We start from the raw sequence: 18475 nt of genomic DNA, 5'->3' as shown, positions 1-18475 counted from the left end.
CTATTCGCTAGTAGTGGATTGAATGGCGGCCATAAAGGACTGGTGCAATGAGCCTTGTGCAAGCGCCTTAAAGCTGGCGATATCCCCATCAAACATAGTGCGGCCTAGATCAATAACGGTGACTTTGTCACATAACTCTTCCACCTCATCCAAATGATGGGTGGAGAAAATCACTGGTGTACCCTGCTCTTTTAAACCACGAATAAATTCGAGTACCGTTTGTGTGGCCATAATATCTAGGCCCGTTGTGGGTTCATCTAAAATAACGAACTCTGGTGAATGCACCACCGCACGAGCAATAGCGGTTTTTTGTTTCATACCAGTTGAAAAATTTTCAGAACGTCGGTCTAAAAAATCATGCATATCTAACAAGTCAGCTAGCTCATTTATACGCTTGACGATAGACTCTTCGCTCATTCCGTGTAGTTGACCAAAATAATGGATATTTTCGCGACCTGTTAAACGACCGTACAAACCAGTAGAACCTGATAAAAACCCTATCTTCTTACGGGCAATAATAGGATTGGCTAACACATTATCACCGCTTATTTCTACACTGCCACTATCGGGTTTCAGTGCAGTAGACAACATACGTAAGGTCGTCGTTTTACCTGCACCATTGGGGCCAAGCAATCCTAACACTTCACCTTTGTGACAGGTAAAAGACACATCTTGGACCGAGTGGAAAAAGCGCCCTTTTAACCTTGGGTCTTTTTTCTCTTGTTCACTGAGTTTTTTAGGATTTTCCACGGCAAATTTCTTAGCCAGTTGTTTTATTTCTATCATTCCGTTTTCCTAGTTTGTGACAAGTCAGTACTATAGTCCTTCAATTTTATGTTTTATTACATGCGATTAAGAAAAAAAATATGTAACAATATTAGATTCGTTCAGATTAATGAAAAAATCTTGGGCGTATATCGCTGTAGAATAATTTAATAGGGAGAGTTGTATGCAACAGGTTAGTAATCCATTTCAGGCCATGAAGGATATTTTTGTTAAGCCTAATCAGGTCTTTGCCACCATAAGCGAGACCCATAACTGGTCTTGGATACCTTTTATATGTATCGCTGTTATCGGTGCATTACCCATTTACATGTATTTTAATTTTGTCGACTTTTCTTGGTATACCGAATTAATGGTGCAAGCCATGGCGGGCGATTTAAGCCCCGCTGAGCAGAATGTATTTCGTAACGTGATGGCAGATCAATCACAATCCATGTGGACAGGGGTGTTTGGCTCTGTATTTATGCTTCTTGTCAGTAATGCGATCTTAGCTCTTTATCTCAATATTGTGACGAAAGCAGATGAAGAGTGTGTGCAAGGTTATACCGACTGGTATGGCTTTAGTTGGTGGGTCAGCATACCCGTCATTGTTTCTAGCCTATTGGGCATATTGGTGGTGTTAGTGTCGCAGGATAGTCAATTATCCCCAGTAAGTATGGCTCCTACTTCATTTGCCTTTATTTTTTCTGTGGAAATGAATTCGTCATGGGCATCTTTGATGCAGGCAATCCGCTTGGAATCTATATGGGTGATGTACCTAACCGCAGTAGGATTAAGTCAATGGACCCAACTCCCTGTAAAGAAGACCTATGTGATTGCTATTGCTCCCTACGTACTAATTTGGGCCAGTTGGGCTTTATTTATCGCTATTTGATGATGACTTTGGCGAAGACTTTGGCGAAGACTTAGGTCTGAAATAACCTGTATTCCCATAAAATGCAGGATCATTGTTGGCATCCCATACACCAGGGATGCCCAATATTGGTATTGGGCTAAGTGGCTTTTTTGATGAAAACAAGTCCGTTTCTAGAATATGCTTAACTAATAAGTGATCGAGTTGAGCCAACTGCTCGGTGTAGGGTAATGTTGAAAATTGACGATCTACCTCTATCGCCAAACACTTACCTGTTAAACCAATAAAGGGCTGTAACAACATTTCAAGATTAGCATGACCAAATATAAAACTATTTATCTCGTTACCCCAACAATGTCTATTTTCAACAAATACAGATTGCCATTGATGCTGCTTTAAATTGTCAACAATCTGGGTAAAAAAATCAGCACGCTGATAAGTAACAATCACTCCGCACTCATCAAAATGGGTTAAGTTATTTCTTCTAGGAGTGCGCGGAGATAACCCATATCGCTCAATATCCTCAACGTGCTGCTTGTTTAACAACTGTTTTGTTTGTGGAAACTGTAGCCAAATCAATCCATTAAACAAGTCATGCCAGCTGTTTGGCCGGGTCGGAATAGTATGTTGTTGGTGGATAATTTGCTCGTAATAATGATCAGATTCAGCTAGCTGGCTTTGACAAACAAAATCAGGAATATCCACATTCTCTTTGAGGTTTTTTAAATTATTGAGTCCATAAGCATTTGGCCAGTCAGAAAAACCGGACAAGTCAAAATGCGTTTCAAGTTGTTGCATTGGCAACATTGGTAATTGACTAATAAATTCGTGATTCCAAGCGGTCACAATTGCCCTTAATATTGATCTGATGTAAAAAGGATGCGTTTTATAATCTTTAACCTTTGTAACTACAAGAGCAACTATATGAAAACTTGCCACAAACTCCTAATGTTATGCCTGCCAATGACATTAGCTTTATCAGCCTGCCAAGACAAGCAAGTCAAAGATCCTGCGCCGGTAGTCAATAACTTTATCGATGTTTATCACAGTATTAACACCGATGATTTAAAAAAACATATCAAAGTTTTAGCCTCGGATGAATTTGAAGGGCGCTTACCCACCACAATAGGTGAGCAAAAAACATTGGATTATTTGGTTAACGAATTCAAACAACTAGGTTACCAACCCGGTAATGGTGACAGTTATTTACAACCAGTAGAATTAATTGAAATGACCGCTGATTCAGATATGACGATGACCATAGGCGAAAATAACTTCACTTATAAAGAAGGCATGATGGCCTCTACCAGCAGAGAGCAGGCTAAAGTTGAATTAAAAAATTCAGAAGTGGTCTTTGTTGGTTATGGTGTCAACGCACCTGAATACGATTGGAATGATTACCAAGGCCTAGATGTAAAAGGTAAAACAGTGGTTATTTTAGTCAATGACCCCGGCTTTGAAAACCCCCAAGGTGATAAGTTTCAAGGTAAAACCATGACTTATTATGGCCGCTGGACTTACAAATATGAAGAAGCCAGTCGTCAAGGTGCAGAAGCCGCCATTATTGTCCATGAAACCCAACCCGCATCCTACGGATGGACAGTGGTTGCCAATAGTTGGAGTGGCCCACAGTATGGTCTGGTAAGTAAAAATGGAAACGCTGACAAAGTAGCAGTAGAAGGTTGGTTAACCACTGAGTCAGCGCAACAAGTATTTGCTAATGCAGGACTTAATTTTGCAGAAGAGAAAGCCAAGGCAGTATCAGGCCCTTATAACAAAAGCTTAGGACTGAATGCCTCGGTGACGGTTAACAACAGCTTTAAAAAGTCAACAAGTTACAACGTTATTGCTACTTTACCCGGTTCTGAAAAACCTGACGAACACCTCATATTTTCTGCTCATTGGGATCACTTAGGCAAAGATGAAGGTAAAGTTGGTGATCAAATATATAATGGAGCGCATGATAATGCGACGGGTATAGCTGCAAGCTTAGTTATGGCCAAAGCTTACTCAGAATTAACTGTGAAATCTAAACGTTCGAGCACCTTTTTGATGGTCACCGCTGAAGAACAAGGCTTGTTAGGTTCAAAGTATTATTCAGAGCATCCGATCATTCCTTTAGCCAAGACAGTTGCCAATATCAATATGGATGCCATGAGTGTTTTGGGTAAAACCAAAGATGTGGCGGTTATTGGTATGGGTAAGTCTGAGTTAGAAACTTATCTTGAAAAAGCAGCCAAGCGCCAAGGCCGTTATTTAGTGCAAGAAGGTCGACCAGAAGCCGGTTATTATTATCGTTCTGACCATTTCAGTTTTGCCAAACAAGGTGTGCCAGCACTTTATGCTAAAGGTGGTGAAGAGCCTATCGATGAAGCGACGGCTGAGTACCGAAAGCGAACTAATGTGATTGTCACAGGTTGCTACCATCAAGTGTGTGATAGATACCGCGAAAACTGGGACTTATCTGGTATTCAGCAAGATGCGCAATTATTATTTGAAGTCGGTTATGACATAGTGTCATCTGATGATTGGCCGAAATGGGCAACCACCAGTGAGTTTCAAAGAACTAAATAATAACTCTTATATTTAAAGGCCATAGATGAGGAACCTTGTTCTATGGCCTCTACTTAACTGCATAAAACACCCTTTAGTCTTACTAATAGCCAACAAATGTAAGAAAATAACACTTTCCCCTTGCATTCTCCGCTCAGGCTGGCAAATTCAATTGCGTGATTGAACCAACAAAAATAACAAAATTCGTCGCGATATCAGACTTGGCTCAATAGAATAGCCAAGCCCCTATAACTAGCAATTCAGAGAATTATTTTTATGTGTGGTATTTTCGGTATTCTGGGTATCAAAAGTGATGCAGCAGAACTTAGAACGCAAGCCTTAGAGCTTTCCAAATTACTCCGTCATCGGGGTCCTGATTGGTCAGGCATTTGGAATAATGATAATGCAATTTTATGTCATGAACGTTTGGCGATAGTCGACGTCGACACAGGCGCTCAACCGCTGATAAGCCGCGATAATAATCAAGTGTTAGCTGTGAATGGCGAGATTTATAATCACAAAGCATTAGAATCGACACTTGAAACACCTTACGACTTTAGAACAAAGTCTGATTGTGAAGTGATTTTACCTTTGTATCAGCAAAAAGGGCTAAGTTTTATAGATGAGTTGCAAGGCATGTTTGCATTTGTCTTATATGATCAAGAAAAAGATGCCTACCTTATCGCTCGTGACCATATGGGTATTATTCCGCTTTACACAGGTTATGATGAACACGGTAACTTGTATGTGGCATCTGAGATGAAGGCGTTAGTGCCCGTGTGTAAAACCGTACAAGAGTTTCCTCCTGGACATTACATGTGGAGCCAAACTGGCGAGCTGACTAAATACTATCAGCGCGACTGGATGGACTTTGAGAATGTTAAGAACAACGAAACTAATTTAGAAGACTTAAAAGTTGCCTTCGAAAAAGCAGTCAAATCACACCTTATGTCTGACGTGCCTTACGCAGTATTATTGTCAGGCGGCTTAGACTCATCTTTAGTTTCTGCTATTGCGGCTAAATATGTTGCTAAGCGTGTTGAGGATGACGACCAGTCTGACGCATGGTGGCCACGTCTGCATTCATTTGCCGTAGGCCTAGAAGGTGCACCGGATCTTATTGCAGCAAGAAAAGTCGCTGATATGATAGGTACCGTGCATCACGAAATTCACTTTACTATTCAAGAAGGTTTGGATGCTATACGTGACGTGATTTATCATCTTGAAACTTACGACACCACTACTATCCGCGCCGCAACCCCAATGTATTTGATGACCCGTAAAATAAAAGCGATGGGTATTAAAATGGTATTATCGGGTGAAGGTGCCGATGAAATATTCGGTGGTTATTTGTATTTTCACAAAGCACCTAACGCCAAAGAATTTCATGAAGAAACAGTACGTAAATTAGATCGTTTGCATCTTTTCGATTGTGCTCGAGCAAATAAATCTACTTCTGCTTGGGGTGTGGAAGCGCGCGTGCCATTTTTAGACAAAGAATTTTTGGATGTAGCCATGCGTCTTAACCCACAAGATAAGATGTGTCTTGACGGTAAGATGGAAAAATGGATTTTACGTAAAGCATTCGACAATAACGAATATTTACCTGCCGAAGTTCTATGGCGTCAAAAAGAACAATTTGGCGACGGCGTCGGTTACTCTTGGATCGATTCTATTAAAGAGTTCGTTGAAACAAAAGTAGACGACCAACAACTTGCCTCTGCACAGTTTAGGTTTCCAACCAATACTCCAGACACCAAAGAAGGTTACTTCTACCGCACTATTTTTGAAGGTTACTTTCCACAAGAAACAGCAGCAAAGTGTGTGCCAGGAGGCAAGTCAATCGCTTGTAGTACTGTTGAAGCGTTGGAATGGGATGAAAGCTTTAAAAACAATGCTGACCCATCTGGGCGTTCAATGAAGAGCATACATGGTAAAGGCTAGGTTACGATTAAACTAAGTTAGCGATAAATCGATGAAAACAAAAAACCAGGGTTTATGGCTCTGGTTTTTTATTGCTCAGTAAGGCCGTGCATTTTCGCGTCAAACCATAACTCCTTTCTATCTAGGGGCGTTTTTTCTGGTAAAAAAGTATTTTCTAGTTGATAGAAATTTCTTTTTTCAATCTGTGATTTATCAATATAAGCCTTATAATGCTCTAAAAATAGCGCTTCAAATTTGCCATTTTTAATCGCTTTCTCTAGCCCTTTTTCAATCAGATTGGCTAAGGGCACACTTCTCTTATTTACAAAAAAATAAATAGCGGAAGGATAATGTATCCCAAGAGTCGGCTGAACCTGAATTCGATTGACTGAATCGTTTTCAGCCAACTCTTCCCATACTTCAATAATAGAGCGTGGGAAAAAATCTCCTTGTGCATTGCTAAGCATTTTCATTAGTGCGCTGCTGGTTCTCTCCGTGATGACATCGAAACCGTTGTATTGCAGTACTTTGGTATCAGGCCAATCTCGCCCCTGTAAGGGAGAAAGTTTAATAAAATGCTCAAGTTGCTGGATGTATTTAAAACGCCCAGCCATGTCTTGCCTAATTAACAATAAACGCCATCCAATCAATCCTTTAAATATTGGAATACGTATGGGCAATAATTCTTTTTCACGTTGAGAATTAGTCATACCCCAAACAATATTTATCTCTCTATTGTCTTGCAGTCTATCTAAGGCCTTGCCCTTAGTTAGGCTATTTTCTGAATGTTTGAGTTGATAATTAACCCCTGTCTGATCTAACGCCAATGACAATAGTTGGATCGGGTACTCATCAATTGTTGACGTTGATTCGGCCGGACGAGGAAAAGTTATTTGCCATGATGCACTCTTAGCGTTAACGCTAAAGAGTAGAATAAAACCAACTAATATTTTGTTCATAAATCACCCAGCACAGTTAAAAGGTTTTTAAGTTTGTTTGCCATCAATTATCATCATCATTATCACTTCAAGTTGATTATTAGGCAACTTTGTAAGATATGTGACGTTGCACAGCCAAAACATGGTTGTTTATTCTCATTGTAAAACGCAGGCTGACAGCTCTTTCTAAATTTTCGATACTGCTGATCACTTTTTAAGTTTTATCATCCCTGATTATGGTTGGAAGTAAACAAAAGCTAGCAATAGTTTTAGTGCCAAAGAGACTTTAAGCTTTTGCGTACAGATCCAAAAAGTCTAATGCGTTGATGGGCATGAATGGCATATGCCTTTCATAAAACGGTTACTCGATCCCAATAAATTTATGCGTTTGCAGCGACAGGCGCCAATTACGCGCTATGCAGGTTTTGATTGCGAGGTCGGTCGCCCGTTTTTGTTGACTAATAGGTTGTAAATAAATATTGGGTGCATGCTGGTCACCCAAAAGTGCTAACACCTCGTCTAACTCTTCGATATGTTTTTGCATGGCTATTGGATGTTTGATTTCATTTGCACGGCGCATTGCACTTTTTAATACAGTCCTGCCTCCTGGCATATTAACTTTAGGTGAAACAGTTACCCATGTATCGCAATGGACCATGATTTCATAGGTACCGCTGGTTTCAATTTGAACCGAATAACCTTTTTCTATTAAGCTAGTAGTGATCTCAGTCAAATCATACAAGCAAGGTTCACCTCCCGTGATCACGATATGCTTAGCCACATAACCATGTTGATTAAAAAGGTCTAGTAACTGCTGCGTTGTGTGTTCAAACCAACTACCAGACTCGGCAGTCTCGGCCATTACCACATCGCTTGTGGTGTTTAATTCAGGTGACACCACCCAAGTATGTTTAGTATCACACCATGGACACCCTACTGGGCAGCCTTGCAAACGCACAAAAATGGATGGTAAACCGGTATAACTGCCCTCGCCTTGCAAAGACTCAAACACTTCATTAATTTTATATAAATTCAATGACTTTCCTATTTGTTTAATGGATGTCGCTAAGAGAGCACCCTGTTGTGGGAATTTACCCTTAAATCACTTAAAATCTCAATTCATTAATTGATTATAAAGAAGCAAAGCCCATGTCACAAAAGGTAGTGGTAATTTTTTCTGGTGGAATGGACTCGTTTACTGTCCTAAACCTAGCAGCCAAGCAAGGCTTAGAGGTGTTTGCCTTGTCTTTTGACTATGGTCAAAAACATAAAAAAGAGCTAGATTATGCTGCTCGTGCATGCAAAGTTCTAAATGTAAAACATAAAGTGGTTGATATTTCAGCGATCAATCAACTCATCGGTGGTTCATCACTCACGTCAGACATTGAAGTAGCAGAGGGACATTACGAAGAAGAAAGCATGAAAAGTACAGTAGTACCAAATCGTAATATGATTCTGTTATCGATGGCAGTAGGTTATGCCGTTTCAATCAGCGCCAATAAAGTTTACTACGGTGCACACTCCGGCGATCATGCCATCTACCCGGACTGCCGTCCTGAATTTGTCCATAGAATGAATGATGTATGTGCCATAGCGAACTACGAAGTAGTTGAAATTGTCACGCCTTATTTAGATGTCAGTAAAACCGCTATTTTAACAGCTGGCTTAGAAATGGGTTTGGATTACAACCAAACTTGGACTTGTTACAACGGCCGTGAAAAAGCATGTGGTAAATGTGGAGCTTGTCAGGAAAGATTAGAAGCGTTTACTGAAAATGGAATAAGTGATCCCTTGGAGTATGAGGGATAACGTTACTGCAAAACGTCGTGCAACTTAAATAAAAATTATAATCATAACGATACAAGGTATTGAGAGCACAAAACAATGAACATATTATAGATAAGAATATTACTATGTCTGGTGCTGGTGCTTGTGTTTTTCTTTACCTTTTTTATTAATGGCGTCTTGCGACGGTTGTCCTGGAGCCGCCTCCGAATCAAAACTTACTTCACCTAGCATGGCTACAAGAATTTGATCTTAACACTTAGTTTACTTTTCAACTTGCTGAATAAAGTAACTAAGCTCTTTTATTAGATGTCTTAAAACAGGGTTTAAGCGAGTGTTTTTACCGTTCATCACGAACAGCTCATGACTAAATTCAAATAAATTGTTTCCAACCGGCACCAGTCCTAAGCCTGCCGCTTGATTGCTGAGTACATAATCTGGTAAAAGCCCCACATATTCGCCAGTCATTATAGCTGATAAACACGCATCGTAAGAGTCGGAGAAGGTTTGAATAGCCATTCGCGTGTCACCAGAAATATAATTTGCTGAGGACAAACCAGAAATACCGATTGCTGGGTAATCTCCAATTTTAACATTGTCAGGTAGACCATCTCGGTATTTTGCTAAGGCATGAGAAGCGGCGCAATATAATCTGCCTTTACATTCCACATCTACAGGATGAAAAGTAACAGATTCAGGTTTAACCATATCGTAAGTCGATAACACTAAATGACACTCCCCAGATAATGCAGCGTGCTCGACTTCGTTATACAAACGAGTTTGAATATTTACATGAATATCACTGAATTTTTTCATAGTACTTTTAACAGATTTACTAACTGCTAAGTGATATGAAAGCGGTAAACCCGCCATCATCACTAAGGTGATATGCCCTGAGTAATCGTCATGTAGACTTTTTAAATTAAATACAAAGTTATCGAAAGAATTGAAAATACGTTTAGTTTCCTGAAAAACCACTTCACCTTCTTTGGTCATCTGAAAACCACCACGGCCACGGTGGCATAGAACTAAATCTAGGCGTTCTTCAAGCTTTTTGATGGCAGCACTGATATTTGGGCGTTGCATGCGTAAAACAGGCTCAGCTGCAGTAAAACCATTGCATGAAGCTACAGCGAAAAATACTCGAAGTAATTTGATATCAGATTCTTGAAGACGGTTCAACATTACAGTACCACTTATAGATATAGTTGTGATTATAGGTATAGAAATTTATACTAAGGTGTATATTAGGAAAGCCGCAGCCGGATTACAATGGAAATTTATCAGAACAACTAAAACAGCAGTGTTGAGGAAAAACAAACATTATATTTATAACACAAATGGTTGAAGAAACTTGACCAGAAATAACAAGGGAATTGCGCTGGTTATTGTCTTGAAAGAAAAGCCATATAATTATTAAACATTAATATTGTTATTCCACTTCATAAGACTAGTTAATTCGATACTCCTTTTTCCTCAATCCTAATTCTCCTATTCTTCATTGTGCTAAAGGGTTTGTTATTTAATCTTCGAGCAGCCTAACCGTTGTTCTAAACAGCATATGGCATCAGCAAGATACTAAAATAATATTATATTGCCGATGCCATGTAGATTAAACGTTTTAAATATATTAGGAATTTTTTACTATTTGAGCCCGATAAGCTTCTATGTCATCACGCAGATTCGCCGCTTTTTCAAACTCTAGGTCTTTTGCAGCTTTAAACATCACTTTTTCAAGCTCAGTGATTTTTTGCAAGAGTTGCGGTGTACTAAGTGAATTATATTTTTTGCTCGACTCACCCACTAATCTAAGTTTAACTTTACTATCAGAATCGCCATCTCCCACGTCCATGATATCGGTAATGGGTTTATTCATCTGCGTAGGAATAATTCCATGTTTAAGATTATAGGCACGTTGTATTTCTCGTCGTCTGTCAGTTTCTTCAATAGCTCGCTGCATCGAACCGGTGATCCTGTCTCCATACAATATTGCCCGACCGTTAAGATGTCGCGCTGCTCGGCCCATCGTCTGAATTAAAGACTTATCAGAACGCAAAAATCCCTCTTTATCCGCATCAAGAATTGCCACTAACGCCACCTCTGGCATGTCGAGCCCTTCTCTAAGCAAGTTGATCCCAACCAACACATCAAATTTACCTATACGCAGATCTCGAATAATCTCAATACGTTCTACCGTGTCTATATCTGAGTGTAAATAACGGGCCTTCACACCGTGTTCATCAAGGTAATCACTTAAGTCTTCAGACATACGTTTAGTTAACGTAGTTACTAGCACTCTTTCATTGGCCGCTACACACTTATGAATCTCAGAAAGTAGATCATCAACTTGAGTACCTACTGGTCTTATTTCTATTTCTGGATCAAGTAACCCTGTAGGGCGAACTAGTTGCTCAATTATATCGTCCGGTACGGTCGCTAGTTCGAATTTACCAGGCGTAGCAGACACGTAGACCGTTTGTGGCGCAATTTGCTCAAACTCTTCAAATTTTAAAGGCCTGTTATCTAATGCTGAAGGTAATCTGAATCCATATTCTACTAATGTTTCTTTACGAGACCTGTCACCTTTATACATAGCCCCAATTTGTGACACAGTGACATGGGATTCATCAATAAACATTAATCCGTCAGATGGGAAATAGTCAATTAAAGTAGGTGGTGGATCGCCAGGATTTCGGCCTGATAAATATCGAGAATAATTTTCAATACCTGAGCAATACCCAAGCTCTTGCATCATTTCCATGTCAAATTGACAGCGCTGAGACACACGTTGCTCTTCTACTAATTTATTAGCTGATTTAAGTTGCTCACGCCTTTCTTTCAACTCAACTTTGATATGTTCAATTGCATCAATTATTTTTTGTCTGGGCGTAACATAATGAGTTTTTGGAAAAACAGTGGCTCGGGTTACCGTTTTTTCCACAGCGCCCGTAAGGGGATCAAAAATGCTGATACGCTCGACTTCTTCGTCGAACAACTCCACTCGGATAGCATGACGCTCAGAGTCAGCAGGGAATACATCAATTACGTCACCGCGAACTCTAAACGTACCTCGGTCAAACGCAACATCATTGCGAGTATATTGAATTTCAACTAAACGTCGCAAAATGTCTCGTTGATTCATAATATCGCCTTGACGAAAATGTACCAACATTTTCATGTAAGAATCAGGATCGCCCAAACCATAAATAGCAGACACACTAGAAACAATAATTACGTCGCGTCTTTCCATAAGAGATTTAGTCGCTGATAAACGCATTTGTTCGATGTGTGCGTTTATCGATGAATCTTTTTCAATAAAAGTGTCGCTCGAGGGCACATAAGCCTCAGGTTGGTAATAGTCGTAATAAGATACAAAATATTCCACTGCGTTATTTGGGAAAAACTCTTTCATCTCACCGTAAAGTTGAGCCGCTAAGGTTTTGTTATGCGCCAATATCAATGTTGGCCGCTGCACCTTTTCAATTACGTTAGCCATAGTAAAGGTTTTTCCTGAACCAGTGACACCCAATAATATTTGTCGTGCTAAGCCATTCTCTAGGCCCTCAACTAACGCTTTTATTGCTTTGGGTTGATCGCCAGCTGGTGAATAACTGGATGATAATTCAAATGCTCTACTCATAAATCTTATTTACTCAATACATTTTGTTTAAATCGAGAGGCGAGGATGGTTTTACACCATATAAAGGCAATACAACCGACAGCTAAATTTGCCACTACTCCCGCCCAAAAAAGTCCAGGTAACTCAAACCAATGACTACCTAAAAGAGAAAAAGGCACAAAAAATACAAATAAACGCATTGCATTCAATGATAAAGCTGACATCGGCATATGCATGGCATTAAACGATGAATTAGTCAAAATAGTCACTCCTTGCGTACCGTATCCCAAAGGTACAACCACTAAAAACAGTACTATGATCGAAATGACTTCTGGCTCATTACTAAATATATTGGCAATGACGTCTGATAAAAGAACCAATATGCCAAATATAATTAGCTGCCATACAATCACAAATTTGACACATAAACTGTAAGCTTGTTTTACTCGGTCAATATTATTTGCGCCAAAATTCTGACTAATAAAAGGGGGTAGTGACATCGATAATGACAGTACTACTATACTGGCAATAGATTCTAATCGACCACCCACTCCCCAAGCAGCGACTGCTTGAGGGCCATAACCTGCGACAAATGCGGTAACTATTCCAGCAGAAATAGGTGTTAACATATTTGCACCGGCGGCAGGTAAACCAATTTTTAATATACCACCTGTGCTACGTTTTAATTCTTGCCAGTTGAGTAGTCTAGGCTCAATTAATTTTCGCTTGACGGCCAACACATACAAAATATAGAACAAGCCAACAGCCCAAGCGACAAGAGTAGCGATGGCTGCGCCTTGGATCCCAAAGGCAGGTACTGGTCCCCAACCAAATATAAGAATAGGATCGAGGACCACATTGATAAGGCCTCCAAAAGCCATCACATAACTCGGCGTCTTGGTGTCACCATAAGCACGTAACACACTATTACCCACCATAGGCATTGCCAAAAACACCCCTGCGCCGTACCACACCAACATATATTTTGTAATCAAACTCAACTGATTTTCATCTGCGCCCATCAGCCGAAAGATTGGTTCCAAAGTTACAACGCCAAAAACAGCAAAAACAATCGCTAACACCATAGTCAACATTAACGCACCTGTTGCCGTCTCCTTTGCTTGGCTGTGTTGCTTTGCTCCAAGTAATTTAGCAATAACAGCTGAAGTACCTATTCCCAAACCAATATTTAAACTGATAACAGTGAAGGTAACCGGAAATGTAAAACTAATGGCAGCAAGTTCTTGGGTACCTAACATACCAATAAAAAAGGTATCTACCAGTCCGAATGTCATTAAAACAACCATACCCACTATTGTAGGCAAGGTCATTTTACGTAGCGTGATGGTAATATCATTGTTAAGCAAATCTGGAGGAGATGTTTTTTTAATATTTAAAGTCAATATTACACTCTCACAATTGAAGGTATTGATGGATAAGGTGGCCGACTAAATCGAAACAACATGATGATAAAATTTTAAATATAAAATCTTATCATCATGTTGTTTTTTTAACATAACCGTAAAGATATACATAATACGCGATTTTTTCTTCATATCTCTTATATTTGAGTGCATTAAAATTACTCATTTGTTAGAAAAGTAGGTTGTCGTAGTGTGTATCTTTTTAAATACACATAAACGTAGATTTATTGACGGTTTATATTTTATCCAAGTGTTACAACACAAAATAAATTTTATTGTATTGGTAACAATTAATTCAAATTGAAAAAATAATCTATCAATCACGTATAATTTTGCTTTTCTGTTTAAAAACAACACACAACAAAATTACCACACAATTCGCGATATCTTTTTTTAAAAAAAGCCAAGTGTAATAAAAACATATCCATATGTTTTTATTACACTTTTTAAAATAACATCATATTTTTTACTTCAACTCTTGACTTTGAATTGATGGGTATTTTTTTATTACCAACAATTTAATCCACAAAGTTATCCACAAGATTCGTGGATAACTGCCCTCGCCCTTTAATTGGCGTACATTGGAACCTGCATGTGGTTTCATTTCGGTTAGTACTTACTAACCTTTTGCATAGCCAACAAACGTTACACTTTTGTTAAATACTGTTTTTATATACAGTAATCAATAATTCATTAATAACAATTAGTTATAACGAAATCAAAAAACAGTCTTTGATTAAATGACAAATTGGCAGACTAAAACCGAATGATTTTAGAGCAATAAAACGATGTATTTTTTTATGTGTTGGTAATACGTACAGATTGTGTGAAAGTTTAAAATATATAGATAAAAACTCACTTTGAGTATTGACAGCAGGCGCTATGCTCATTATTATTCCGCCCCGTTGAAAAGCACTAAGATTTATAATTAGACTGCTTCGATACGTTAGTATAAAGTTCCCCCTTAGCTCAGCTGGTTAGAGCGACGGACTGTTAATCCGCAGGTCCCCTGTTCGAGTCGGGGAGGGTGAGCCAAATATACTTGTAGTTAATTAAATATTTAAACAAATATTTAATATTGAATTGAATTCCCCCTTAGCTCAGCTGGTTAGAGCGACGGACTGTTAATCCGCAGGTCCCCTGTTCGAGTCGGGGAGGGGGAGCCAATTCAACACACATCTATCACTCCTTTATTCTATTTATTTCATCAATATTCTCTTTTATATAGCAAACTTTCGAATATCGAGTTGTTAATGGATGCTTAAACAAAGATAATGGTCCTGCATTAATAACTCCTGGCTTATATCTACTCTTCATGACCGAATTCCTATTACTACTAATCGGCACTGTGCTGGTAAACAACTTTGTGTTGGTTCAATTCTTAGGCCTATGTCCATTTATGGGGGTATCTGGAAAATTAGAAACCGCTATTGGAATGTCTATGGCCACGACGTTTGTATTAACACTCGCCTCACTTTCAAGCTACTTAGTTGAACACTACATACTGCTTCCACTCGGCATAGGTTACTTGAGAACGCTGAGCTTTATTTTGGTGATTGCCGTCGTTGTGCAGTTTACTGAAATGGTGGTTCACAAAACCAGCCCAACCTTATACCGCTTGTTAGGCATATTTTTACCACTCATCACCACCAACTGTGCAGTGTTAGGCGTTGCATTACTAAATATCAACCAACAACACAATTTTGTTGAATCAGTCATTTACGGTTTTGGTGCAGCAGTGGGGTTTTCTTTAGTACTTATATTATTCTCTGCAATGCGTGAACGTTTAGCGGTAGCTGACGTACCTAAACCGTTTAAAGGGGCTTCTATAGGTATGATCACTGCAGGTTTGATGTCTTTAGCCTTCATGGGCTTCACTGGTTTGGTGAAATTTTAATGTCACTAGGTTTCGCTATTTTAACAGCTCTATTAGCCATTGGTTTGTTAGCACTGGTTTTTGGGTTGATACTTGGTTTTGCGGCGGTAAAATTTAAAGTTGAAAGTGATCCATTAGTCGAACAAATTGATCAAATACTTCCCCAAACCCAATGTGGACAATGTGGATATCCAGGATGCAAACCCTATGCGCAAGCGATTGCTGATGGTGACGAAATAAATAAATGCCCTCCGGGTGGCGATGTCACCATAAAAAAATTAGCTGACCTGATGGGTGTAGAAGCCAAGTCTTTGGACGCTGCACATGGTGAAGAAGATATTAAGAAGGTTGCATACATTCGTGAAGACGAATGTATTGGTTGCACAAAATGTATTCAGGCCTGCCCTGTTGACGCCATATTAGGTGCGGCTAAACAAATGCATACCGTAATTGTAGACGAGTGCACCGGGTGTGACCTATGTGTAGACCCCTGCCCTGTTGATTGCATCGATATGTTGCCCATGGCAAGTAGTGCCGCATCTTGGCGTTGGGATATCGCTGCCATTCCTATTAAGCAAATAGGTTAGACGAGAATTATGCTAAATAACTTTGACCACATTATTGAAAAATTAGACAACCATGAATTATGGGACTTCCCTGGTGGTGTATTTCCTGCCGAGCGTAAAACGCTTTCTAATCAGACCCCAATACAGAGATTGTCTATCCCAGAGCGTTTGTATGTAACAGTAAAACAACATATCGGTGTCGAAGGTCACCTAATTGTTGAAGTAGGTCAAAAAGTGCTCAAAGGCCAAGCATTGACTAAAAGCATGAACCCGTTTGCAGTACCTATTCATGCCCCCACTTCTGGCGAAGTTACAGCAATCGACAAACACGTATCAGCCCATCCGTCTGGTTTACCGGAATTGACGGTGCAAATAAGCAGCGACCAACAAGACAAATGGACTCAGCTTATCCCTTTGTTCGATTATCAAAACCAACCGAAAATGCAAGTGTTATCAGCGATTTGTGATGCTGGTATCAGCGGTATGGGTGGAGCTGGATTTCCTACGCATATTAAGTCTTCGCCAAAAAAAGACGTCGATTTTTTAATCATTAACGGCATTGAATGTGAACCTTACATTACCTCTGATGATCGTTTAATGCGTGAACATGCTTGGCAAATAAGACAGGGTATAGATGTGCTGTGTCATCTTATTAAACCCAAACATGTACTTATTGGCATAGAAAACAACAAACCTGAAGCCATCGAAGCGATGCAAGTGGCGTGTCGAGAAAATCCTAATTACCGTATCTGTAATGTGCCAACTAAGTATCCTGCTGGTGGCGAGAAACAGCTGATACAAGTGTTAACCAATAGAGAAGTGCCTGCCAAAGGGTTACCTGTTGATGTGGGTGTCATTATGCATAATGTGGGCACGTGTTTCGCCATAGCTGATGCCATTTTTTCGGGTAAACCACTTATTGAACGTGTGGTCACTATTACAGGTGAAGCCACAGAAAAACCTGGTAATGTTTGGGCACTTATTGGCAGCCCTGTTGCCCACCTTTTAGCACATTGTGATTACAAGCAGGCAGTTCAGAATCAACCTAACATTATTATGGGCGGTCCCATGATGGGCTTTAGTATGATAAATGATTTGGTGCCTGTAGTAAAAACCACCAACTGTATCTTGGCGCCGACTGACAATGAAATGGCAGGTAACAACGAACAAGCCTGTATTCGCTGCAGTGCATGCGCAGATGTTTGTCCTGCAAGCTTGTTACCACAACAATTGTTTTGGCATTCAAAAGCCAACGAACTAGAAAAGGCTCAAGAGTATAATTTATTCGATTGTATCGAGTGTGGTGCCTGTGCCTATGTATGTCCCAGCGAAATACCTTTGGTTCACTATTACCGCATAGCAAAATCTGAAATAAGAGTAGAACAAGAAGACAAACAAAAATCAGACAAAGCACGAGGCCGCTTCGAAAAACGTGAGGCGAGATTGATTGCAGAGCAGCAAGCCAGAGACGAAAAACATCGTTTAGCCGCGGAGTCTAGAAAACAAGCCATGGCCGGAAGCGGCAACAATGCTAAAGACAAGATTGCAGCAGCCCTAGCCAGGGCAAAAGCCAAGAAACAGGTTTCCAGCGCCGCAGATGACAAACTAACAGAACCAACCAAAGTCGCCCCTGCTAGTGATGCCCAAGAGACAATTCGAGCTAAAGAAACCGAACCATCAACAAAATCAGTCAGTTCGAATCAACGCGTTCAAGCAGCCATCGAGCGGGCAAAAGCAAAAAAAGCGGCGTCTGAAGTTCCAGTTACTACTGCTAAGCCTGAACCTGTTCTAAAAGATAATAAAAACGTGACTGAATTAAATAAAAAAATCATTCAGAAACAACACAACGACTTAGATGATGAACGAGTAGATGAAGGGGCGACTGAACAACTTGCCAAAGTCAATAATCAAGTGCAAGTTGAAGTCAAAAATACTGTTATTCCGGAAGATGTGATACCACATCAACAAGCGCAAGATAAATCCTACAGCAAACAAACTAGAATTACTGCTGCAGTTGCCAAGTCCAGAGCTAAACTTGACGCACAAAAAATCACAAACAACCATGGTACGTCCGATAAATCATCACCAGCCCAAAACATAAATAACTCAACAATCACTAATCATATAACAAACATAACACAAAAACAAACACACA

General features: G+C 39.7%; 14 protein-coding genes and 2 tRNA genes. 9 read left to right on the top strand and 7 right to left on the bottom strand.

From position 1 onward, the window contains the following. On the bottom strand, positions 1–786 hold the full coding sequence (locus QZ562_RS02450) for an ATP-binding cassette domain-containing protein (RefSeq protein WP_293756443.1): 786 nt from the start codon (positions 784–786) through the stop codon (positions 1–3). Positions 787–949: 163 nt separating this feature from the next. On the opposite strand from QZ562_RS02450, the gene QZ562_RS02445 reads away from it, so the two are divergent. Further along, a complete protein-coding gene (locus QZ562_RS02445; RefSeq protein ID WP_293756439.1) occupies positions 950–1657 on the top strand; it encodes a YIP1 family protein in 708 nt (235 codons plus the stop codon). On the opposite strand, the gene QZ562_RS02440 is transcribed toward QZ562_RS02445, so the two are convergent. Continuing rightward, positions 1640–2482, bottom strand: coding sequence for a DUF3025 domain-containing protein (locus QZ562_RS02440; RefSeq protein ID WP_293756437.1), 843 nt, complete (start codon positions 2480–2482; stop codon positions 1640–1642). The two genes, QZ562_RS02445 and QZ562_RS02440, sit on opposite strands and share 18 nt — an antisense overlap. A gap of 78 nt (positions 2483–2560) precedes the next feature. Here QZ562_RS02440 and QZ562_RS02435 point away from each other — a divergent pair, with 78 nt between their 5' ends. After that, on the top strand, positions 2561–4210 hold the full coding sequence (locus QZ562_RS02435) for a M28 family metallopeptidase (RefSeq protein WP_293756434.1): 1650 nt from the start codon (positions 2561–2563) through the stop codon (positions 4208–4210). Positions 4211–4465: 255 nt separating this feature from the next. Then, positions 4466–6133 (top strand): asparagine synthase B, encoded by a 1668-nt coding sequence (asnB, locus tag QZ562_RS02430; RefSeq protein ID WP_293756431.1) that lies wholly within the window; start codon positions 4466–4468, stop codon positions 6131–6133. Positions 6134–6201: 68 nt separating this feature from the next. On the opposite strand, the gene QZ562_RS02425 is transcribed toward asnB, so the two are convergent. Together QZ562_RS02425 and queE are read right to left on the bottom strand one after the other, a co-directional pair. Next, entirely contained in the window at positions 6202–7071 is an 870-nt protein-coding gene (locus tag QZ562_RS02425) for an amino acid ABC transporter substrate-binding protein (protein ID WP_293756428.1), read from the bottom strand. A gap of 340 nt (positions 7072–7411) precedes the next feature. Beyond that, positions 7412–8086 carry a 7-carboxy-7-deazaguanine synthase QueE gene (gene queE / locus QZ562_RS02420; protein ID WP_293756425.1) on the bottom strand — a complete coding sequence of 225 codons (675 nt, stop codon included), beginning with the start codon at positions 8084–8086 and terminating at the stop codon, positions 7412–7414. A gap of 113 nt (positions 8087–8199) precedes the next feature. On the opposite strand from queE, the gene queC reads away from it, so the two are divergent. After that, positions 8200–8859: a 7-cyano-7-deazaguanine synthase QueC gene (queC, locus tag QZ562_RS02415; protein WP_293756423.1), complete on the top strand. Its 660-nt coding sequence runs from the start codon at positions 8200–8202 to the stop codon at positions 8857–8859. A gap of 240 nt (positions 8860–9099) precedes the next feature. On the opposite strand, the gene QZ562_RS02410 is transcribed toward queC, so the two are convergent. From QZ562_RS02410 to QZ562_RS02400, 3 genes are all read right to left on the bottom strand, one after another. After that, positions 9100–10020 (bottom strand): LysR family transcriptional regulator, encoded by a 921-nt coding sequence (locus tag QZ562_RS02410; protein ID WP_293756420.1) that lies wholly within the window; start codon positions 10018–10020, stop codon positions 9100–9102. A gap of 445 nt (positions 10021–10465) precedes the next feature. Beyond that, entirely contained in the window at positions 10466–12475 is a 2010-nt protein-coding gene (uvrB, locus tag QZ562_RS02405; protein WP_293756418.1) for an excinuclease ABC subunit UvrB, read from the bottom strand. Positions 12476–12480: 5 nt separating this feature from the next. Then, positions 12481–13785, bottom strand: a complete 1305-nt coding sequence (locus tag QZ562_RS02400) for an MATE family efflux transporter (RefSeq protein WP_293756516.1) — start codon at positions 13783–13785, stop codon at positions 12481–12483. A 1051-nt stretch (positions 13786–14836) separates the two neighbouring features. Here QZ562_RS02400 and QZ562_RS02395 point away from each other — a divergent pair. From QZ562_RS02395 to rsxC, 5 genes are all read left to right on the top strand, one after another. Next, a tRNA-Asn gene (locus tag QZ562_RS02395) sits at positions 14837–14913 on the top strand. A 54-nt stretch (positions 14914–14967) separates the two neighbouring features. Continuing rightward, a tRNA-Asn gene (locus QZ562_RS02390) sits at positions 14968–15044 on the top strand. Between the two features lie 149 nt (positions 15045–15193). Continuing rightward, positions 15194–15775: an electron transport complex subunit RsxA gene (gene rsxA, locus QZ562_RS02385; protein ID WP_293756416.1), complete on the top strand. Its 582-nt coding sequence runs from the start codon at positions 15194–15196 to the stop codon at positions 15773–15775. Next, positions 15775–16341, top strand: coding sequence for an electron transport complex subunit RsxB (rsxB, locus tag QZ562_RS02380; protein WP_293756414.1), 567 nt, complete (start codon positions 15775–15777; stop codon positions 16339–16341). The genes rsxA and rsxB overlap by 1 nt, the downstream gene beginning before the upstream one ends. A 9-nt stretch (positions 16342–16350) precedes the next feature. Then, the coding region (gene rsxC, locus QZ562_RS02375) for an electron transport complex subunit RsxC (RefSeq protein WP_293756413.1) at positions 16351–18475 on the top strand (2125 nt) is incomplete at its 3' end.

The organism is uncultured Paraglaciecola sp., from assembly GCF_913058035.1.
Taxonomy (GTDB): Bacteria; Pseudomonadota; Gammaproteobacteria; order Enterobacterales; family Alteromonadaceae; genus Paraglaciecola.
This window is presented reverse-complemented; position numbering and strand designations above follow the sequence as displayed.